This window comes from Klebsiella sp. V115_8 (genome assembly GCF_029967715.1).
In the GTDB taxonomy this organism is placed as follows: domain Bacteria; phylum Pseudomonadota; class Gammaproteobacteria; order Enterobacterales; family Enterobacteriaceae; genus Klebsiella; species Klebsiella quasipneumoniae.
Genome location: NZ_JASCAR010000044.1, coordinates 286,178 through 307,506, shown reverse-complemented (window position 1 = coordinate 307,506; position 21,329 = coordinate 286,178). Strand labels below are relative to the sequence as shown.

Here is a 21,329-nt window from a genome sequence, read left to right as displayed (position 1 = left end):
AGCGCTGGCGTTTGCTGGCCTTTCGGCTGTTCGCCGTTCGCGCCGACCGCCTGAACCACACGCCGACGCGCCACCTTTAAGCGCCGGTTCTCCCGGGGACGACCTCAGGGGAAGACGAATTGTTGCGGGACGACCCGCTTCGCTGTGAGTTCCGCTTATGTTTGATACCTTACTGATTGCCAACCGCGGGGCGATTGCCTGCCGCATTCTGCGCACCCTGCGCGCCATGCAGGTGAAGGGCGTCGCCGTTTACGCCGAAGCCGACCTGAGCAGTCTGCACGTCCGCGAAGCGGATGAGGCGCTGAGCCTTGGCGAGGGGCCGGCAGCGCAAACCTATTTAGTCGTAGAGAAGATCATTGCCGCCGCGCGGCAGAGCGGCGCCCGCGCCATCCACCCCGGCTACGGCTTTCTGTCGGAAAACGCCGCCTTCGCCGAGGCCTGTGAGGCGGCGGGACTGGCGTTTGTTGGCCCGACCCCGCAACAGCTGCGAACCTTCGGCCTGAAACATACCGCCCGCGCGCTGGCCAAAGCGGAGGGCGTTCCGCTGCTGGAAGGCAGCGACCTGCTGGCCGACAGCGAAGAAGCCTGCCGGGCGGCAGAGGCGGTGGGCTACCCGGTGATGCTCAAGAGCACGGCGGGCGGCGGGGGGATTGGCATGCGCGTCTGCCGCGACGCCCGCGAACTGAGCGAGGCGTTTGCCACGGTGCAGCGGCTGGGGCAAAACAACTTCAGCGACGCCGGGGTGTTTCTCGAAAAATATATCGAACGCGCCCGCCATCTCGAGGTGCAGATCTTCGGCGACGGGAAGGGGGCGGTTATCGCCCTCGGCGTGCGCGACTGCTCGCTGCAGCGGCGTAACCAGAAAGTGATTGAGGAGACGCCGGCGCCAAATCTGCCGGACGGGATGGCGCAGGCGCTGTGTAGCGCGGCCATTGCCCTCGGGAAAGCGGTGAACTACCGCAGCGCCGGGACGGTGGAGTTTGTCTACGACAGCGCGGCGCAGCGCTTTTATTTCCTCGAGGTCAATACCCGGCTGCAGGTGGAGCACGGCGTCACGGAGCAGGTGTGGGGCGTGGACCTGGTGCGCTGGATGATCGCCCTGGCGGCAGGGGATTTACCGCCGCTGAGCGAGCTGTCCGCCGGGCTACAGCCCCGGGGGCATGCCATTCAGGCGCGAATTTACGCCGAAGATCCTGGCCGCCAGTTTCAGCCTTCGCCCGGACTGTTAACCGACGTCTGGTTTCCGCCGGCGGACGGCGCTACCCTGCGCATCGACCGCTGGGTGGAGGCCGGCTGTGAAGTGCCGCCGTTTTTTGACCCGCTGCTGGCGAAAGCTATCGTCTGGCGCCCCAGCCGCGATGAGGCGATCGACGGCCTGGCGCAGGCCCTGGCGGAGACTCGCCTGTACGGCGTCGAAACCAACCGCCAGTACCTGCAGCAGATCCTTGGCTTTGCGCCGTTCACCGCCGGGGAACCCTGGACCCGCTGTCTGGAGCAACTGCGCTACCGGGCCGATACCGTGGAGGTACTCAGCGCCGGCACCCAGACCAGCGTCCAGGACTACCCGGGACGTCTGGGGTTCTGGGCGGTGGGCGTACCGCCCTCAGGCCCGATGGATGACCGGGCGCTGCGCCTGGGCAATCGTCTGCTGGGCAATGCCGAGGGCGACGCCGCGCTGGAGATCACCCTTAGCGGACCCACGCTGAAATTTAATACCGCGGTGCAGGCGGTGGTCTGCGGCGCGCCGCTGCCCGTAACGCTCGACGGCATCGACCAGGAGATGGACGGCGTCTTCTCTGTTCCGGCGGGGGCGACCCTCAGGCTGGGGGCGATAAGCGGGCCAGGCGTCAGAAGCTATCTCTGCCTGCGCGGCGGCATTCAGGTGCCGGACTACCTGGGCAGTAAAAGCACCTTTACCCTCGGTCAGTTTGGCGGCCACGGCGGACGGGCGCTGCGCGCCGGCGACGTACTGCATCTTGCGCCTCCGGCTGAGACCATGGAAGGCGCGGCGCTTCCCGCAGGGCTGCGCCCTGAGCTTTTGGAAGTACGAACGCTGCGGGTGATTTATGGCCCCCACGGCGCGCCGGAGTTCTTTACCCCGGCGTATATGGCGACCTTTTTTGCCACCGACTGGGAAGTGCATTTTAACTCCAGCCGCACCGGCGTGCGCCTGATCGGGCCCAAGCCGGTCTGGGCCCGCGACAGCGGCGGAGAAGCCGGGCTCCATCCGTCGAATATTCACGACAACCCCTACGCGGTGGGGGCGGTGGATTTTACCGGCGATATGCCGGTGATCCTCGGGCCGGACGGCCCAAGCCTCGGGGGCTTTGTCTGCCCGGTCACGGTGATCGAAGCCGATCTCTGGCAGCTGGGCCAGCTTAAGGCGGGGGATAAGGTGCGCTTTGTGGCGGTTGACGTCCCCACCGCCCGGCGGCTGGCGGCAGGCCGTCGCGCGGAGCTGGCGACCCTGCAGGCGCAGGACGTTGCCTGGCAGCCTGTGCCGCTCGCCTCGCCGGTGGTGATGACCTGCGGCGACGCTGACAAACGCCTGGTGGCGCGCCTCTCCGGCGATACCCATCTGCTGCTGGAGGCCGGTGAGGCGGAGCTGGATCTGGTGCTGCGCTTTCGCATCCATGCCCTGATGCAGGCCCTTGAGGGGCAATCCCGGGACGGGATCATCGATATCACGCCGGGGATCCGCTCTCTGCAGCTCCATTTCCAGCCGGAAACGCTGGCGCTGGAGACACTGCTGGCGTGGGTCCGCGAGGAGTGGGCCACGGTCTGCATGAGCGACGATCTGCAGGTTCCGACACGGGTGGTGCATCTCCCGCTCTCCTGGGACGATCCGGCCTGCCGCAAGGCGATCGACAAATATATGACCACCGTCCGCCCGGACGCCCCCTGGTGCCCAAGCAACCTCGAGTTTATTCGCCGGATAAACGATCTCCCGGATGAGCAGGCGGTGTGGCAAACGGTGTTTGACGCCAGCTATCTGGTGATGGGTCTCGGCGATGTCTATCTCGGCGCGCCGGTGGCCACGCCCCTTGATCCGCGCCATCGGCTGGTCACCACCAAATACAACCCGGCGCGAACCTGGACGGCGGAAAACTCGGTGGGCATCGGCGGAGCGTATCTGTGCGTTTACGGCATGGAAGGCCCGGGCGGCTATCAGTTTGTCGGCCGCACCCTGCAGATGTGGAATCGCTATCATGAGGTGGCCGATTTTGCCGGCAAGCCCTGGCTGCTGCGCTTTTTCGACCAGCTGCGTTTCTATCCGATCTCGGCGGAAGAACTGCTGGCTATTCGCCGCGATTTCCCGCTCGGACGCTACCCGCTGCGCATCGAGCACAGCACGCTGCGGCTGGCGGAGTACCAGCAGTTTCTCTCTCGCGAGGCGCAGAGCATTAGCGCATTTCGCGACCATCAGCAGCGGGCGTTTAACGACGAGCGCGAGCGCTGGATCGCCAGCGGCCAGGCCCATTTCGACAGTCAGGAGAGCGCGACAGAAGAGGCGGGCGATGCGCCGCTGCAGCCGGGGGAGCAGGGGGTGGAAAGCCCGGTATCCGGTAATCTGTGGCAGGTACAGACCGCGGCCGGCAGCCAGGTACGCGCCGGCGATGTGCTGGTGGTGCTTGAGTCGATGAAAATGGAGATCCCGCTGCTGGCGCCGTGCGATGGCAGGGTTCAGCAGGTCAATGTGCAGCCAGGCAGCGCGGTGCGTGCCGGGCAGCGGGTGGCAGTGATTATTGAGGAGAAGGCATGATGCAGCAGACGTTTGATTTACGCCTGGCGACTCTGGCGGCGAACTATCGTAACGGCCACACCACCCCGCGCGCGCTGCTGGCGGGGATCCGCCAGCGGGCGCAAGCGCTGGATCCCGAGTTTAATCTGTTTATCCATCTCCTGAGCGAAGCGGAGCAGGCGCCGTTTCTGGCGGCGCTGGAAGGCCATTCGCCAGACACGCTCCCGCTGTACGGGGTGCCGTTCGCCATCAAAGATAATATTGACCTTGCGGAGATCGTCACCACTGCCGCCTGTCCGGCGTTTGCTTACCGGCCGACGCAAAGCGCGACCATTGTCGCACAGCTGATTGCCCTGGGGGCGGTGCCGGTGGGCAAAACCAATCTCGATCAGTTTGCCACCGGCCTGAACGGGACCCGTTCGCCGTATGGTCGCTGCCGCAACGCGTACCATCCCGCTTATCCCTCCGGCGGCTCCAGCGCCGGCTCGGCGCTGGCGGTAGCCCTGGGCGTCGCCAGCTTCGCGCTGGGGACCGACACCGCCGGCAGCGGTCGCGTCCCGGCCGGGCTGAATAACCTGGTGGGCCTGAAAGCGACGAAAGGGGTGATCTCCACCGCCGGGGTGGTACCGGCCTGCCGCACGCTGGACTGCGTGACCTTTTTCAGCGCCACCGCCGACGAGGCCAGCCAGCTGCTGGCGCTGGTTGCCCGGGCCGATCCGCAGGATAGCTACAGCCGCCGCAATCCCCAGTGGAACAGTCGTCAGGCCTTCGGCAGGCCGTCCGCCGGGTTTCGCTTTGGCGTCCCGCGGGAGCTTAACTTCCTCGGCTGCCGCGCCAGCGAAGCGCTGTTCGCCCAGGCCGTGCAGCGGCTGACGGCGCTCGGTGGGGAAGCCGTGGCAATCGATTTTGCGCCTTTTCTCGCCGCCGCCCGCCTGCTGTATGACGGGCCGTGGGTCGCTGAACGCTATGCGGTGGCTGGCCCGTTGATTGAGCAGCAGCCGGACGCCGTGCTGCCGGTCATTCGCGACGTGCTGGCGAAAGCGCCTGATATCGACGCGACGGCGACCTTTAAGGCGATGTATCAGCTGCAGGAGTATAAAGCGCAGTGCGATGCTATCCTCGAGACGCTGGACTGCGTGCTCACGCCAACCTTTCCGCGGCCTGTAACGCTGGACGAGCTGGCGGCGGAGCCCATCGCCCGCAACGCCGACCTGGGCTACTACACCAATTTTATGAACCTGCTGGACTATGCGGCGGTGAGCGTGCCGTGCGGGTTTATGCCCGACGGACTGCCCTCCGGCGTCACGCTGTTCGGCCGGGCCTTTACCGATCAGTATTTGCTGAGCCTGGCCGACGCCTTCCAGCGCGCGGAGCGGCTGCCGCTGGCAGGCGGCGCGCGGCTGGAGAGCCCGCCGCCTGCGCGCCCCGCGGGCCATGATCGGATGGCCCTGGCGGTATGCGGCGCCCACCTGACCGGCCAGCCGCTGAATGGTCAATTGCTGGCGCGGGGCGGCCGACTGCTGCAGGCTACCCACAGCGCGCCGCGCTATCGGTTGTATGTCCTCCCGGATGGCAAGCGCCCGGCGATGGTGCGTGACGAGCCAGAGGGGGCCGCGATAGCGGTGGAAGTCTGGGCGATCCCCAGCGCTGAGGTGGGGTCGCTGCTGGCCGCCATCCCCGCGCCGCTGGGGCTGGGACAGATTGAGCTGGCGGACGGCCGCTGGGTGACAGGCTTTATCTGCGAAGCCGGGGGGCTGGGCGCGGCCACCGAGATCACCGCCTGGGGCGGCTGGCGCCAGTGGCTGGCCAGGTAAACGGAACACCCTCTGCGGTAGCGCCGCAGAGGGAACTTCCGCACCATCCGGGCGATGCCTCCCGGACGCCGAGCGACGGCCGGGGAAGGTTACTGATGGTGTGGGGCGGGATAAAACGCTTCCGCTGTCCATTGCGCTGATGGCTGGCGGTATTGCTGCCAGAACAGTTCGGCAATCTCCCGGGCTTCGGCGGAACCCGGCGTGACGTACGCCCCCACCGTCACGATGGAAAGATGAATATTCTGCGCTTTTAATAACGGAAAAAGGCCATGCGTCAGGTTAAGCAGCCCGGCTTTGCCGACGCTCAGCGTCAGATACTCCGGGTGAGGCTGAGTGGCAAACATCCCGCCAGTCAGCAGGATCGCGCCTTCTCCACGCGCGGCCATCAGCGGAGTGACCGCTTTGATGGCGGCATATACCGCGCCAATATTGGTGGTGAGATCCTGGATGAAGCCTGCCACCGACTGGGTCTCCAGATTACCGTCATGCATGGCCGCGGCGTTGAAGTGCAGCACATCCACGCCGCCGGTCTCCACCTCTACCTCGCGAATGAGTTCCACGATACTGGTGATATCGCTGGCGTCCGCCACGCGGCCTTCCGCGGCTAATCCAGACGCTCTCAGTTGGTCGGCCTGCGCCGCCACATAGTTTTTATTGCGTGAGGACAGCACCACCCGGAATCCCTCACCAGCAAATCGTGAGGCCGTCGCCATTCCCATCCCAGGACCGGACCCGATACTCAAAAACGTTTTCATGTGCTTCTCTCACTGTAGTTTGCAGAGCCGCTATGTTAATACCCTGGCAGATCGCTGATAATCAGCCTTATTTGCAAATGATTAATGTGCTGGGTGCAGGAATCATGTTCGATGATTTTGAAGAGCTGATGGCGTTTGTCTGTGTGGCCGAGACAGGGAGTTTTATCGGGGCCAGCCGCAGGCTGGCTCGGGATGCGTCGGTCATTTCCCGCCGGGTTAGCCACCTCGAGAAAAAACTGGGCGTCCGGTTGCTGGTGCGCACTACCCGTAGCGTAACGCTTACCGAAGCCGGAACCTGGTTTTTGCAGCGCGCCCGCGCGGCGCTGGATGAGCTCAGCGCCGCCAGCCGGGAGGTGGGGGACTTTGCTGCCACCCCGCAGGGAACGTTGCGGGTTTCGCTGCCGGTGACCTTTGGCCGGGAGCTGATTGCCCCGGTGTTTCCTGATTTCCTGCAGGCGTATCCGGATATTCGCCTGGATGCCCATTTTCTCGATCGACGGGTCGATATTGTCGCGGAGGGGTTTGATGCGGTGGTTCGCCTGGGGAGCGTGCGGGACAGTACCTTAACCGGGCGCGAGCTGGGGGCGTTTAGAAGTCAGCTGATTGCTTCGCCGGCCTATCTGCAACGCTTCGGTGAGCCGACTCATCCTGAGCAACTGGCAGCCCATCGGTGTCTCGGCTTTACCCACCATCCGGACTGGCCCTACTGGATCCTCGAAAATGGTCGGGAGCATATCCAGGTGACGCCAGCCGGCCCTCTCACCACCAATATCAGTGAAGCGCTGCTGACGGCGGTCATTCGGGCAACCGGGATCGCACTGCTGCCGGGGTGGATGGTTTGCCAGGCGGTGCAGCGCGGGGAACTGGTCCGCGTGCTGCCCGACTGGCGTAGCGCGGCGAAGGTCAGCGTTTATGCCCTGATGCCGCCCGGCACGCTGGTTCCCGCCAAGACCCGGGTATTTATCGACACGGTATGCCATCAGCTGGCGTCATCCCCGCTGTGGCAGGACGAATTGAAGCGATAAGCAGGGGGGGCCGATTGCGCAGAACGTTGATGGAGAAGGGCCTCGAAGTGTTCCTGCTGAATGTACGGAGCAATAAATTTATCCTCGGACAGATAATGCCCTGGCGGACTTTCTTCGTGCAGTGAGAAGGTTTAATCACTCGAATTAATAGTGAATATCAAATGCCAAATTGATATTAACGTTTATCAAGAAAGCCATTAATATCACCAATATGGAGGGATTATGAATTTAATTGATAGCGCTAAGAATGAAGAGCTACGGAATATTCGTTTTGTTTTAACTGATATGGATGAAACGCTGACCTATAAGGGCAGACTGCAGGCCAGAACCTATCAGAGTCTGGAAATGCTACAACATGCGGGCATTAAGGTTATTCCGGTAACGGCGGCCTCTGCCGGGTGGGCCGATCAGATGGCGAGAATGTGGCCTGTTGATGGGGTCATCGCTGAAAATGGAGGATTATTTCTTATCAGAAATAACGTCGGTGAGGGTATTAACAGGTATTTCTGGCATGAAGACAACAATCTTCTTAATCGAAAAAACATCAGCCATATTCTTATCAAGATTCGCCAGAAATACCCCTGGGTTGAGGTTTCTGACGATCAGGATTTTCGCCTGACGAGTATTGCTTTCAAACTTCCCAAAAATCATGAGCAGACCAAACAACTTATTGACGAATTAGTGGAAAATAAATGCAGCTATACCATTAATAATTTATGGGTACTGGGGTGGTTAGGGGGATATGACAAACTCGTCATGAGCAGAAAGGTGTTAAAGCAGTTTTATGCACTGGAAGAATCTGATGAACAAGCATCGGTTTTCTACAGTGGTGATTCGCTCAATGATGCACCTATGTTCAGTTACTACAGCAAAACGTTGGGAATGAACACGATCAATGACATAGCGCAAGTTATACCATCATTGCCTCGCTGGATAAGTCAATTTCCAGGTGGTGAAGGGTTTGTCGATGGCGCGAACAGAATTTTAAATGCTAAAAGGGCAAGCATCAGTTAAGTTGCCTTCTCCGCTCTGGCCGAATTAAACCGGCTACGTTCGTTGCAACAGGTCCGGTTGTTGTATGCGTTAGATAGAGAGCTTCATGTGGGGTACTTCCCGTTATCCAGGCGGAACGCCATTCACCTTGAATGGCTCATCATTCTTGTTGCAAAAATGTGAACACTTCAGTAGCCTTGTCTCTTTCGGAGACAGGAAATGCTCGTCACTGATTCACTTCTGGCTTACACCCTCGCTGCCACTCTGCTTACCCTGACGCCAGGTCTGGATACCGCGCTTATACTGCGCACGGCGACCGCTGAAGGCGGGCGCAAAGCCTTGCATGCCGCGTTAGGTATCGATCTCGGGTGCTTTATCTGGGGGGCGCTGGTGGCCTTTGGTTTGGGCGCGCTGCTGGCGGTTTCTGAGCTGGCTTATACCTTGTTGAAATGGTGCGGCGCGGGCTACCTTTGTTGGCTGGGCATCCAGTTGCTTCTGCGTCCGCGCCAGCAATTTGACAGCAATCCGGCAGCGGCAACCGCCACGAGCAACTGGTTTCTGCGTGGGATGCTGGGAAATGTGCTTAATCCCAAAATGGGCGTCTTCTACGTTTCGTTTTTACCTCAGTTTATCCCGGCGGGGCATTCCCCCATCACATGGACCTTTCTCCTGGTTACTATCCATGTATTGATTGGTACGCTGTGGTCGTTAACCCTGATTACCGCCACTCGCTATGCCGCGGGTATCCTGAAAAAAACGGCGGTAGTGAAATGGATGGATCGAACGACCGGCTGCCTGTTTCTGCTTTTTGCGGCGAAGCTGGCGATGAGCCGCCGGTAATAAAACAGGGGCCTTTGCCCCTGTTTTTGCGCTTTGCTCAGCTATCTTGAGGTACAGGCTCTACGATCCCGGCTGGGTCACACACTGTGCCGGATCAAACACCGTTTTCCAGTCTTGCTTCATATCAACGACGGTCCAGCCATGCGCTTTTGCCTGCGTTAATCCATCAATCAGCTTTCCGCTGGCTGGAGGATGACTATCATAGGCATATTCACGCACGGGATCCGTATGATGCACCAGAAGGCCAAAGGGTTTGACGTCAGGATTGGCGGCGGTGTACTGCAGCATGGCGAGATCGCCATCGCTATTGCCAAATGCCGCGACAGGGCGCTGGCCCATGAAAAGGTGGATCGCCACGGGTTTATTGGCTGCATCGTCATTGAAGGCCCCCGACATTGTCTTGGTAATTTTTGTCCCTTCATCAGATAACGCGAATTCGCCAAGCGAAAACGACCCGATCACTTGTTCAGGTGGAATACCGTACATCTTTTGCGACAGTACGCGCATAAAATCGATACCGCCGCCGGAGACAATCCAGGTTTTGAAACCGTTGGCCCGCAGATATTCCAGTAGCTGACGCATCGGCTGATATCCCATCCGATCGTACTGGCAGCCAAAACGCGGGTCCTTATGCGATGAAACCCAGTTAGCAACGCGCTGATTAAAGTCATCTGTCGTCATGCCGCTGTGCGTCAGCGATAAAAGATGAATAAGCCCTTTTTCGCCGGAAGCGGCGACAGTTTTGATATCGTCTTTCAACACGGCCTGCACCAACGCGTCGCTAGACCACTCCTGGTGTTGCGGGGCCAGACGTTTGATCTCATCCAGCACGAACCGGATCTGAAACGTCAGCGGCGCTTCTGGCCAGAGGGTGCCATCATTATCAAATACGACGTAGCGTTTTTCGGCCGGAATAAACGTTGAGCGGTCTGGGTTGGTGGCACCTTGCACCCATTCTTCAATGGCGCGCTTGGCTGCCGTATCGTTCCATGCTGAGAGTGGATCTGCCACTGCGTTGCCGCAGAGGGCGAATAAAGTCAGAGCGATTAACGTACGCTTCATCGTGAACTCCTGTTATCCGGGGTCTGTCCCGGTAGCGAAAGTGGCTGCCAGAATCGGCGCCAACGGTGAGATAAGTAACGCGCGCTACGCAGCAAAGTGCGGCGGAAAATAAACATCAGCATGAGTAACGCGAGGCCGCCTGCGAGCATTAACGCATTCTGCCGGGTCAACGTGCCACGATCGCCCTTTAACGAGGATTCCGCACCGGCCGAGCGCGAAGCGGCAATTCGGTAGGTGCTGCCGGGGAGTTCAGCGGTTTGCCACTGCTGATGGGTTGTATCCCACCACCGCAATTTGATCGGCGGCAGCGTGACTTCCCCCGCAACAACAGGCAAATAGCGGAGCGTTTCCACGCGTTCCGCGCCTTCAAGATCCCCCCGACCCGAAGTCAGCAGACGATTTTCAGGCGGCAGACGCTGGGTATGGGTGCCGCTGATGGCATAGAGCAGCGGTGGGATTTGGGCGGGCATCACCTCCGTGGCTCGGACGGTGACGACGCGTTCAATAACGTCGCCGGCACGCAGCGTTTTATCTTTACCACTACGGTAAATATTGATCTTCTGGCTGAGCGAGAGACCTGAAGCGGGCAGGAAACGGTCTGGCTGTTCAATTCCTTGCGGCCAGTTAACCTGCGTTTCCAGCGCCGGTAGTTTGACCGTCACGGGCGCCTGTCCGGAGGCGGTTAACGTCATTTCAAAAGCCGGTAAACGCAGCTTACCTGCATCCCAGGCAGTGAGCTGGCGTTCCATGCGCACGCCGCTCCAGCTGGTTCCCTCGGCGTGACGGGTCAGCAGCTGATTGGGTTCGGCTTTGCTCGAGATATCGCCATTTTCGACCGGGAAACCGGGCCACTGCGGCGGCGGATTAAACCATGAGTCCGTCCAGAACGTCACCGCCACGCGCACCGGTTGGCCTGGGACAACGTGTTCGGGAGCAACCAGCTCGCGCGTGACCGTCATGGCTGCCTGACAGGGAAGCGCCGCCACCAGAATTAACCAGATAAGTTTCATTGGCCTTCTCCTGACTGAGTGCGGTAGAGACTTTCCAGCAGCCCCGAAGGCGAAACGGTCAGATTTTCGTACCACTGATTCACCTGCGGATTCCCTCCAGCAATGGGCTGAATGTCCTTTTGTTCAACGCCATCGTCGGGTTTCAAATCATGTTTAATTTCATCAGGTTTGTAATCGGCTTCTTCACCTTGCGCCGACTTTTTCTCGCGTTCTTTTTGCCGCAGTTGCATGATGATCGCGGCGATTTTGGCGCGGTTCCCCTGGGCCAGCTTCCAGTCCGGGCGCAGACTTAACGCCCGGTCATAGCTGTTTAGCGCCTGCTGCCACTGTTTTTGCTGGGCATAACTATTGCCTGTCCAGAGCAGGGTTTCCGGGGTTTGTTGCGCCTGGCGGAACGCGGCGGTAGCGGCGGGGTAATTGCCCGCCCGATACCATGCAATACCTTGCCGGAGCGGGTCGCTATAATGCTGGGCCGCGCGGGCATAATCCCCCTCGGCAAAGGCACGCTGACCCTGCACATCGGGACTTATCCAGGCATCAAGCCAGGCGGCATGGCCGGATGGCTGCCAGAGCAGCAGCGGCGCGATTAAAATCCAGCAAAAGAGCTGGCGTCGCCAGATAAACAGCATGACGAGCATAGGTATCGCCAGCATCCAGCCATCGTTACGCCAGTGTAAATCACTCCGGGCATTGTTCTGCGCGGTGACACTTTGTTGAATATGGCTCTGTATCACGGGCAGATCGTCATCATCGGTGGTCACCAGCGTGACGGGGATCCCCTCGTCTCGCACCTGCTCGAAGCGTTTAACATTCAGTCGCGTATCGGTTTCACTGGCGGCATATTTTTCAGGCAGCGCGCCCCCCTGAGCGGTTCCCGGCACCCAGATCTGCAGCGGTGTCTTTTGTGTGCCTAGCCATCTGGCGTCATCCGCACTAAGGGTATCCGCCACCAGAATAATGCTGCGCGGGGCGGTGGGCATATTATGCATGGCCAGTGAGATGGCATGCTGAAGTCCGGAACCCTCGCCAGACGGTAATAACGCGGGGGTTTGCGCATGCAGGAATAGCGAATAAAACGCCGTATCGACAGTGAGCGGGGTGGTTAGCCAGGCACCGGAGTTATACACCACCAGGCCAAATCGGGTACCCGGCATGCGCTCCATGAGGGACAGGATTTTGGTCTGCATCCTCTGATGGCGGCTGGGAGGCAGATCGCTGGCAAACATGGCGGTATCCTGTTGCAAAATCACCATCACGTTACTTTCCGTCGTCAGCGCGGCGGGAAGCTGACGCTGCCAGCTTGGGCCAGCCAGCGCGATGAGGCCAAGCATCGTCAGCCATGGCAGTACGCGGGTGAGCTTGCGCTGCCGCCCGACGATCAGCGCTTTCGCCAGCGGCTTGTCCATGATGCGCGACCAGGCGCTATGCCCGGCGGAGGGTAACCACCACAGCGCGATGGCCGGGATCAGCAGCAGCAAACGCCAGGGGTATAAAAAGTGAAAATCACTCATGCCGCTCTCTCCCTGAACGCGCGATACAGATTAAAGGTCAGCAACAGAAGCAGTGCGGCGGCAAGCGGCCAGGCAAAAAGCGGTATACGCCACGACCAGCCGATGCTTTTTACCTGCACTGGCGTAATCGCGTCAATTTCTTGCCAGACCGCATCCAGCGAAGCTCCGCTATTCTCTGCCGTCCAGGCGCGCCCACCGGTGGTGCGAGCTATATCCTGTAAAAGAGCGGCATCCACTTTGTCATCGCCGTCGCTGTTCACGTCGCCAAAGGCGATGGTGTGAACCTGTACGTGATGACGGGCCGCCAGCTGAGCGGCGAGGCGAGGGGTCAGTTGTGACGCGGTGTCGTTACCATCGGTCAACAGGATGGCTAATTTACTGGCGTCAGTATCGCCGCTGGAATCCAGCAGTTTCACCGTGACGCCCAGCGCGTCGCCTATCGCCGTCTGTTGTCCCGCCATGCCAGGCGCAAGCTGATTGATACGGGTTTCCAGCGCCTGTTTATCCTCACTGACGGGCGCGAAGGGCCAGGCGCTGTTGGCAAAAATCACCAGCCCGATACGATCGGATTTACGAGCCGCTACGAATTTTTTAACGGAGCTCTGTACCGCCTGCAGACGGGTGATACCGCCCGTGACGTCGTTTTTCTCCATAGAGCCGGAAACATCAAGAATCAGCATAATATCGCGCATCGGTTTTTCAGTATGCTGCGGCGGGGCAAGCAATTCCGGGCGGGCGAGGGCGCAGACCAACAGCGACCATACCAGCCAGAACAGCCAGGTGGATAGCTTCCCGCCATGTGCAGGTTGGTTGTTAAGCTGGAGTTCATTAATCAGCCCAGGCAAAAAAGGAACCCGGACATACTCTTTCAACGAGCGCTCTTTGGCCATCACAAAGCGACTTGCCAGCGGCAGGATCAGCAGCATCCAGGCCCACGGCCAGGCGAACTCCAGACGTGAGAAGAAGTCAGACATGGGGTAATCCTTCAAGCCAGGAGCGAAGCTGCATACGCAGCCGTTCGGTATCGCCATCACTGAGCTGGTTCTCTGGCTGACAGTAGCGTTCGCACAGCTGCTGGCGTAACGCGTCATCCAGCGGGACGTTTTGCAACCATTGGGCAGGATCCAGCGCGCCGCTCACTTGCTCCCGCGGCTGATGCACCAGCAAAATACGTTTCATCAGCAGCAGCCAGCTGTCTACCGTTTGCGGTTGAGCGAGAGCCGACAGCGCCTGGCGACGCCACAGGTTTCGCCGCCATCTGGCGATGCGGATGATGAGATAAATGAGCAACAGGGCGAGCAGGATACCGCCCAGTACAAACCATCCCGGCGGTAGGGGAAACCATGACGGTGAATCGGGAAGAACCGGTTCCGCCAGTTCGGGTATCGTAAATCCTTTCTCCAGCATCTATACCTCTTTTTGAAGCTGTCTGACTAGATCCCCGGCGACGACAATCTGCTTCACCTGCACGCCAAGTCGCGTGAGACGAGACGCCTGGGCTGAGAGTCGCGCCGTGATGCTTTGTTTGATGCCGTCCTGTAGCGCAGGCGAGAGCGAAAAGGCCGCCTCTTGCCCTTCATACCGGGCGGCCAGCCGCCCGTGTGCAGGCAGACGCAAATGCAGATCGTCGAGGATCACGAATGCACTCACTTCCCCTCGACGGCGCAGGGCTGCCAGCAGCGCATCGCACTCGTTATCCAGATCGTGAAAGTCGCTGATTAACGCGACCCAGCAGCCGGTTGGAATTAACGGAAGAGAGTGGCGCAGAATGGTGGCCAGCGAAAGTGGGTCAGGCGTTTCCCGCGGATAATTATCCGCCACGGCGTGGTTGTACTGCACAATATCGTCGAGAAATGCGGGAAGCGTACCGTTTGGCGCGCGGCATTTACGCAGAGAAAAGTCCCGATCGCCAAAGACAATGCCGCCTAAACGATCGCCGTCGTGCCAGCTGCGCCACGCCAGCAATCCGGCAGTTTTCGCTGCCGCGACGGATTTTGTCTGAACGCGCGTGGAAAAAAACATATCCCGTCGTTGATCAACCAGCAGAAAGACGGGGCGCTCTTTTTCTTCGTTATAAAGTCGGATCCACGGCGTACGCATGCGGGCAGTAGCCTGCCAGTCAATCAGCCGGACGTCGTCGCCGGGCTGATAACGACGCAGGCTGTCAAAGTTCAGCCCGCGGCCCTGCTGGCGTGATGTACGTTCACCCCCAAGCGCGCCAGGCGGGATCTGCCCTGGCGGATTGGCGATGGCTCGCGCCTCTGCGGCGAGCTTCAGCAGCGTTTCCCGGTCAATGCGAACGGCGCTACTCATTATGCCACCACGGCATCAAGCAGCATCCGCACGGCATCGTCCGGCGTGCAGTTATCCGCGCTGGCCTGGTAGCTGAGCATCAGACGATGACGTAATACCGCTGGGGCGATCTTTTTAATGTCTTCGGGCAGCACCGCGTCCCGGCCTTCCAGCCAGGCCTGCGCTCGCCCGCAGCGCTCCAGGGCCAGCGTGCCGCGAGGACTGATGCCAAACGTCAGATAACCGGCCAGCGTATCGCTCACCGACTGTGGATGACGACTTAAGTCTACCAGGTTGACGATATAATTTTCGACGGTCGGGGAGACGTGAATAGCGGAAATCGCCTGCCAGCATTCAGCGATTTCCTGCTGACTCAGCATGAGCGTATCGGTCTGTTCTGGCTGTGCTGATGCGGTACTCGTCAGTTGTTGATACTTTTTCTGCTGCTCGGCGCGCACCAGTTGCATCACTTTCTGTTCATTGTCTTTTGACGGATAGTGCACCAGTACCTTCATCAAAAAACGGTCCAGCTGGGCTTCCGGCAGAGGCCAGGTACCTTCCTGATCCACTGGGTTTTGCGTGGCCAGAACCATAAAAACACCGGGTAAAGGCCAGCTTTTGCCCGCCACGGTGACGTGACGTTCTTCCATGGCTTCGAGCAGCGCGGACTGCACGCGGGCCGAGGCGCGGTTGATTTCATCGGCGAGGATGATATTGCCGAACACCGGGCCGGGACGGAAGCGGAACTGATCCTCTTCACGGGTGGCGTTTTGCTGATAAATTTCGCTGCCGGTGATATCTGAGGGCAGAAGATCAGGCGTGAACTGAATACGACGGTAATCCCCCTCAACGTGGCGGGCAAGTTCGCGTACCGCGCGCGTTTTCGCCAGGCCCGGTAATCCTTCAAGCAACACGTGTCCGTCGCACAACAGGGCGACTATCAACATGCGCACCAGTTCTTCCTGACCGAGAACCTGTTCGTTCATGCGTTGCTCAAGCTGCAATAACTTCTCTCGATTTATCATCGGCGTAGCCCTGCAAAATCACGTTTAATTAAAGTGGCGATGCCCACCAGGATCGGCTCGGCATAGTTGAAAAAGGCCTTAATGCCCGGGCAAAGATAATTCAGTCCCAACTCGCCGTCCGGTGCGCGCACCAGGCGGTTTTTCGGGCATTCGCCCCAGCACAGCTTCAGATAAGGGCAGGCTTTACAGTAGTTGGGCAGCGTGTCGCGCTTGCCCATGCCAAACGCTTTCTGCCGTTCGGAGAAAGCCAGATGCGAAAGCTGAGCATGCTCAATGTTGCCGATCTGATATTCCGGGTAGACATAGTGATCACAGGAATAAATATCGCCGTTTTTCTCAATCGCCAGCCCTTTTCCGCAGAATTCTGAGTGGGTGCAAATTTGCGCCGGCATTCCCATTGTCTGGGCGACCGCCGTTTCAAACAGATTGACCTGCACGCGGCCCAGGTCGTTATTCACCCACTCTTCAAAAACGGCAATCAGAAACGTGCCCCAGTCTTCCGGGTCAACCGACCAGTCGGTAACAATGGAGTCGAGGTCGCCGGGACGCGCGCGGCGGCTACCGGTGAGCGGGATGACGTCATCCTGCCAGAATTGCGGCGCGGTTTGTTTGAAATCAACAGGTTCGACGCAAGGATTAAACTGTACATAGGTCGCACCCAGTTCGCGGGTGACGAAGCGGTACACTTCCAGCGGAAAGCGGGCGTTGGTCCGGTTTACCGTTACCAGCGCGTTAAATGGGACGCCGTGACGCTTCAGGGCCTCAACGCCCGCCATCACTTTGTCAAATGTCGGTTTGCCGCTACGGGTCACGCGATAGCGGTCATGCAGTTCTCGTGGGCCATCAATAGAGAGTCCCACCAGAAATTGATGTTCTTTTAGAAATTCAGCCCATTTATCGTTTAACAACACGCCATTGGTTTGTAAATCATTCTCGACACGCTGTCCGGGCTTCTGGTACTGCTTCTGAAATTTCACAACCTTCTGGAAAAACGCTAACCCCATCAGCGTGGGTTCGCCGCCTTGCCAGGAAAATACCACCTGGTCACCGTCCTGACCGTCAATATACTGGCGAATGAAATTCTCCAGCACCTCGTCACTCATTCCGGTATGTCTGTCCTGATGCAGAAGCTCTTCTTTGTGCAGGTAAAAACAGTAGGAACAATCGAGGTTGCAGGTTGAGCCGGTTGGTTTAGCCATGACATGAAAGCGGCGCTTGTATTCTGGCCCTTTGCCGTCATATTTTTCCGCCGACGGAAGCGCCTTAACGGGTAGTGTGGTGCTGTACTTCATATAGCAGACCCCTGAACAGAAAAACAAACAAAGCGCAGATTGACTGCTCTTCAAAGCACGAACAGACTGCCGGGGCAGTCTGTCCGCAGGCTTTCATCATTTATTGATATTAGAGCCTTGTTCCAGCATTGCCGAAGCATCAGAGATCGTGAATGAACCTGGCTTCTGACGTGGCGGGAACTCCTTAAAGGTGGCCAACATTTCTTTGGCGTACTTCTGCGCGCCGCCCATCAGGAACATACGATCGTAGAACCAGGAGTTGTATCCCATACCGTCGCTGCCTTTCTCCAGCGGGTCAACTTCGAGATCAAAGATCATTGGCGCACGCAGTTTGGTGAACGGATAACGCCACAAATCAAGACCGGTATGCTCCTGAATCATGAAATGCGCTTTCCAGCGTCCGTAGCGCATAGCCAGCAGATCGCCGTCATCGCTCCAGTAGAAGAATTCTTTACGCTGATCCTCGCCTTTGCCCTGAAGGAAGTCGAGCTGGTTATAGCCGTCGAGATGAACTTTATAAGTAATAGATGGCGTTTTATAACCTTTTAAAAGCTCTTGTTTGATATTAGGGTTACCCGCTGCGGCAATAAGGGTAGGGAACCAGTCGTAGCTGGCAAAAATATCATTAATTAGCGTGCCTGGTTTAATATGACCTGGCCATTTGATCATCGCAGGGACGCGGAAACCGCCTTCCCAGCCCGTATTCTTCTCGCCACGGAACGGTGTGATACCGGCATCTGGCCAGGTCGCGGTCATGGGGCCGTTGTCAGTGGTATAAATGACGATCGTATTGTCTTCAATGCCGAGATCTTTAATTTTCTTCAGCACTTCGCCAATCATTTTATCGTGTTCAACCATGCCATCGGCATAGGTCCCAAGGCCCGTTGCACCAATGCTGGCATCTTTCAGGTGGGTTTTATTGTGCATCCTGGTGGTATTGAACCAGGTAAAGAACGGTTTGTTGGCCTTAACCTGGCGCTCCATGAAGTCATTATTCGCAGCCAGGGTCTCTTCATCCACGGTGCCCATACGCTTCACCGTTAATGGACCCGTATCTTCAATTTTGCCGTCTGCGGTACTCTTAATTACGCCGCGCGGACCAAATTCCTTACGGAAGGCAGGATCTTTCGGATAGTCTGAGTTTTCTGGCTCTTCTTCGGCATTCAGGTGGTAAAGGTTACCCAGGAATTCATCAAAGCCGTGAGCGGTCGGCAGGAATTCATCGCGATCGCCCAGGTGGTTTTTACCAAACTGACCGGTAGCGTAGCCCAGCTGCTTAAGGATGTTCGCAATGGTTGGATCTTCTTTTTGCAGACCCTGAGGTGCGCCCGGCATTCCGACTTTACTCATCCCGGTGCGGAAAGGCATCTGGCCGGTAATAAACGATGAGCGTCCTGCGGTAGAGCTTTGCTCAGCGTAATAAGAGGTGAACTTGGCGCCTTCGGCAGCAATACTGTCGATATTTGGGGTTTTATATCCCATCATGCCTTGGTTGTAGGTACTCAGGTTCCAGTAGCCGATATCATCGCCAAAAATTACCACAATATTTGGTTTAGCGGGATCTTGTTTCGGGGCATTCTCTGCGGCGGTCGTTGCGGGTGCTGCATGGACAGTGGAAACCACGCCAGCCGCTAACGTCAGCATGCTGGCAATCACGGTCCTTCTAAAGGGGACACTTTTTTGCATTAGGGACACTCCAGTCTTTATGATGGCAAGTTGAGTATAGACGGGTAAAAACGCTTACATTAATTTTAGTAATAAAATTAATAGGCTTGACGAAAAATCACGTATCGTCAATGAAATATTACTAGCGGTTATAGTGAATTCTCTGTCACTCATCGGAAAACCAGATTAATTCAAAAGCGCGACTATATAAAAGGAAATGTTGTTTATTAATAAATTAGCGGCGCTACGGCATCCCGCGTCAGTTACGAAGCATCACTTCCATCGTTGCGTCAAATAAATGGAAGGAAAATCCGAATATCCCTTTAACTTATTATCATGCAAAAGTTTAGTGTATTCATGCTGAATCGATTAAATAATCGTATTATTTTATAGACTACGTATTATGCATTACTGGTGAAAAATGTTATCCTTTGGGCAATATTGATGTGAACTCACTTTCAACATCGAAATAGTCGGTTGTATCCGTTAGTCGGCGGGGGGAGAGATATAAGATAGGCGAACAATATCTTCTGGTGCGTATTGCAGAAGTGAACGGCTAGTCTATGCTCAATTATTAAAGAGAAATAGTTCAAAACTTTTCAGAACAATAACAACAATGTTTCGTGGGTTGAGGGTGGAAATGAAGCAAATTCTGTTCATTTGTCTGGCGAGCTTGTTCACGATAACAAGTTTCATTTCGCATGCCGCAGAGCCACGACAGGAGGCGACGCCGCAAGAGCGTGCCCGTACGGTATATATCTTTCATCAGCCGATAGTCATGCTGCAGGCTAAATTTGGACTTACCACGCCGGAAGAGCGGGTATTGCGAATTAGAAATACGCTGCGGAATTTCACTGAGGAGGATGTTCGCCAACCTCTCAAACTGGTATCTGTTACCCGTTATAACCAGCCTGGAAAACTCATCGTGATGAACGGTAAGCCAGTTATGCTGCTTACCGAAGGTGATCTTGACGAAGGGGATGACCTCACACTCGATCAGGCCGCGCAGCGGGTTATGGCGCGTATGGAGGCACAGAGAACCGCTCTGCGCGACCAGTATAACCGCAGCTGGCTGGTGCTTTCCGCCATAAAAGCCGTTGGAGGTCTGCTTGGGCTAGTCGCGCTTTGGTACGGTGCATACCGCTCATGGCGCAGGGTAAAACATCTATTTCGGCGACGTATCATCGAGAATCGTAGCTGGATCCCCCAAAGCTGGCGACGCTTTATCGGTGCTATCGAAGCGCGACTTTATGCCATATTCATGATCTTGCTGGGCGTCATAGCACTGTATGTCTGGCTGAGCTGGGTATTAAGCCTGTTCCCATGGACACGCGTATGGGGAGCCTCACTGGGCGATTGGTCTGTGCGCGCTTTTCAGGGCATAGCGCTTGCTGTGGTATCTGCCTTGCCGGGCCTGATGATCGTGCTGATTATTTTTATGCTAACCGCTGTGATTTTGAAACTGCTTAAAGTGGTTCTCAATCAGGTGGCAGCAGGGCGTTTGCAACTTCCTGGCATTCATCCGGAAACGGTCGGGGCGACTCGTAAACTGATCGCTGTGGTGGTATGGCTGTTTGCGCTGTCAGCAGCGTACCCCTTTTTGCCTGGCGCTAACTCGCTCGCGTTTAAAGGGATCAGCGTCTTCTTTGGTCTGATGTTGACGTTAGGTTCCGCCGGGGTGATGAACCACGCCATGAGCGGTCTTGTACTGATTTATTCCCGTGCGTTGCGCAAAGGCGATGTCATACGCGTGGCCGATAACGAAGGGCTGGTGAGTGAAATTGGTATGTTGGCCACCAAGATCATTACCCGAGAAAATTACGTGGTCACGGTGCCTAATGCGGTGGTTGTGAGTGGAAAAATCACCAATTTGAGCGCACATGCTCACGGTGGTGGCATCAACCTGACCATCAGCGTGACGATTGGTTATGACACACCCTGGCGACAGGTTCATGCCATGCTAGAGCTCGCCGCCAAACGGGCAAGCTCAGTCGATCCGGCTCAACCACCGCTGGTACGCCAGCTCAGTTTGATGGACTGGTATATCGCCTATGAATTACAGGTACAACTGAAAGCAGGGCAATCATTAGCCGCAGCACGCAATGAGCTTTATAGCCATATTCAGGATGTATTTAACGAATTCAATGTACAGATTATGTCTCCGAATTATGTTATGCAACCTGAGGGTTCAGTCACTGTTGCCAAAGAAAACTGGTATTCAGCCCCGGCGGTTCCTCCTGATGGCAATAAAAATGTGAGTGCGTAACTTATTTCCGTCCTTCCTGACAGAGAGGGACATTTTG

At 57.4% G+C, this 21,329-nt stretch carries 16 protein-coding genes; 6 read left to right on the top strand and 10 right to left on the bottom strand.

The features are described 5' to 3' along the window. The first annotated feature begins 157 nt into the window (after window positions 1-157). Window positions 158-3,763 (top strand): urea carboxylase, encoded by a 3,606-nt coding sequence (gene uca, locus QLG03_RS22930; protein WP_255987595.1) that lies wholly within the window; start codon window positions 158-160, stop codon window positions 3,761-3,763. Next, window positions 3,760-5,556, top strand: a complete 1,797-nt coding sequence (gene atzF / locus QLG03_RS22925; RefSeq protein WP_255987593.1) for an allophanate hydrolase — start codon at window positions 3,760-3,762, stop codon at window positions 5,554-5,556. The genes uca and atzF overlap by 4 nt, the downstream gene beginning before the upstream one ends. A gap of 89 nt (window positions 5,557-5,645) precedes the next feature. Here atzF and QLG03_RS22920 read toward each other — a convergent pair whose 3' ends face one another. Next, entirely contained in the window at window positions 5,646-6,311 is a 666-nt protein-coding gene (locus tag QLG03_RS22920; RefSeq protein WP_255987591.1) for an SDR family oxidoreductase, read from the bottom strand. Between the two features lie 104 nt (window positions 6,312-6,415). Between QLG03_RS22920 and QLG03_RS22915 the strand changes: the two genes are divergently transcribed. From QLG03_RS22915 to QLG03_RS22905, 3 genes are all read left to right on the top strand, one after another. Continuing rightward, window positions 6,416-7,336, top strand: a complete 921-nt coding sequence (locus QLG03_RS22915; protein WP_132135811.1) for a LysR family transcriptional regulator — start codon at window positions 6,416-6,418, stop codon at window positions 7,334-7,336. A gap of 222 nt (window positions 7,337-7,558) precedes the next feature. Continuing rightward, window positions 7,559-8,350 carry an HAD-IIB family hydrolase gene (locus tag QLG03_RS22910; RefSeq protein ID WP_117137001.1) on the top strand — a complete coding sequence of 264 codons (792 nt, stop codon included), beginning with the start codon at window positions 7,559-7,561 and terminating at the stop codon, window positions 8,348-8,350. A 198-nt stretch (window positions 8,351-8,548) separates the two neighbouring features. Next, window positions 8,549-9,169 (top strand): LysE family translocator, encoded by a 621-nt coding sequence (locus tag QLG03_RS22905; RefSeq protein ID WP_060590609.1) that lies wholly within the window; start codon window positions 8,549-8,551, stop codon window positions 9,167-9,169. A 60-nt stretch (window positions 9,170-9,229) separates the two neighbouring features. Here QLG03_RS22905 and QLG03_RS22900 read toward each other — a convergent pair whose 3' ends face one another. The 9 genes from QLG03_RS22900 to QLG03_RS22860 form a co-directional block, all read right to left on the bottom strand. Beyond that, the gene (locus tag QLG03_RS22900; protein ID WP_117137003.1) at window positions 9,230-10,231 is read right to left on the bottom strand and encodes an HAD family hydrolase; all 1,002 of its coding nucleotides are present in this window, start codon (window positions 10,229-10,231) and stop codon (window positions 9,230-9,232) included. Next, on the bottom strand, window positions 10,228-11,241 hold the full coding sequence (locus QLG03_RS22895; protein WP_186976383.1) for a BatD family protein: 1,014 nt from the start codon (window positions 11,239-11,241) through the stop codon (window positions 10,228-10,230). The genes QLG03_RS22900 and QLG03_RS22895 overlap by 4 nt, the downstream gene beginning before the upstream one ends. Continuing rightward, window positions 11,238-12,752 carry a tetratricopeptide repeat protein gene (locus tag QLG03_RS22890; protein WP_255987587.1) on the bottom strand — a complete coding sequence of 505 codons (1,515 nt, stop codon included), beginning with the start codon at window positions 12,750-12,752 and terminating at the stop codon, window positions 11,238-11,240. Before QLG03_RS22890 ends, QLG03_RS22895 begins: the two co-directional genes overlap by 4 nt. Then, the gene (locus tag QLG03_RS22885) at window positions 12,749-13,726 is read right to left on the bottom strand and encodes a VWA domain-containing protein (protein WP_255987586.1); all 978 of its coding nucleotides are present in this window, start codon (window positions 13,724-13,726) and stop codon (window positions 12,749-12,751) included. The genes QLG03_RS22890 and QLG03_RS22885 overlap by 4 nt, the downstream gene beginning before the upstream one ends. Beyond that, window positions 13,719-14,159, bottom strand: coding sequence for a DUF4381 domain-containing protein (locus QLG03_RS22880; protein WP_255987585.1), 441 nt, complete (start codon window positions 14,157-14,159; stop codon window positions 13,719-13,721). Before QLG03_RS22880 ends, QLG03_RS22885 begins: the two co-directional genes overlap by 8 nt. Beyond that, window positions 14,160-15,065, bottom strand: a complete 906-nt coding sequence (locus QLG03_RS22875; protein WP_049014086.1) for a DUF58 domain-containing protein — start codon at window positions 15,063-15,065, stop codon at window positions 14,160-14,162. Beyond that, window positions 15,065-16,069, bottom strand: coding sequence for a MoxR family ATPase (locus tag QLG03_RS22870; RefSeq protein WP_049014087.1), 1,005 nt, complete (start codon window positions 16,067-16,069; stop codon window positions 15,065-15,067). Before QLG03_RS22870 ends, QLG03_RS22875 begins: the two co-directional genes overlap by 1 nt. Continuing rightward, on the bottom strand, window positions 16,066-17,361 hold the full coding sequence (locus QLG03_RS22865; RefSeq protein WP_132135800.1) for an anaerobic sulfatase maturase: 1,296 nt from the start codon (window positions 17,359-17,361) through the stop codon (window positions 16,066-16,068). The genes QLG03_RS22870 and QLG03_RS22865 overlap by 4 nt, the downstream gene beginning before the upstream one ends. Before the next feature lie 96 nt (window positions 17,362-17,457). Further along, window positions 17,458-19,047: an arylsulfatase gene (locus tag QLG03_RS22860; RefSeq protein WP_049014088.1), complete on the bottom strand. Its 1,590-nt coding sequence runs from the start codon at window positions 19,045-19,047 to the stop codon at window positions 17,458-17,460. 619 nt (window positions 19,048-19,666) lie between these two features. Between QLG03_RS22860 and QLG03_RS22855 the strand changes: the two genes are divergently transcribed. Beyond that, entirely contained in the window at window positions 19,667-21,292 is a 1,626-nt protein-coding gene (locus QLG03_RS22855; RefSeq protein ID WP_255987584.1) for a mechanosensitive ion channel domain-containing protein, read from the top strand. Window positions 21,293-21,329 lie beyond the last annotated feature (37 nt).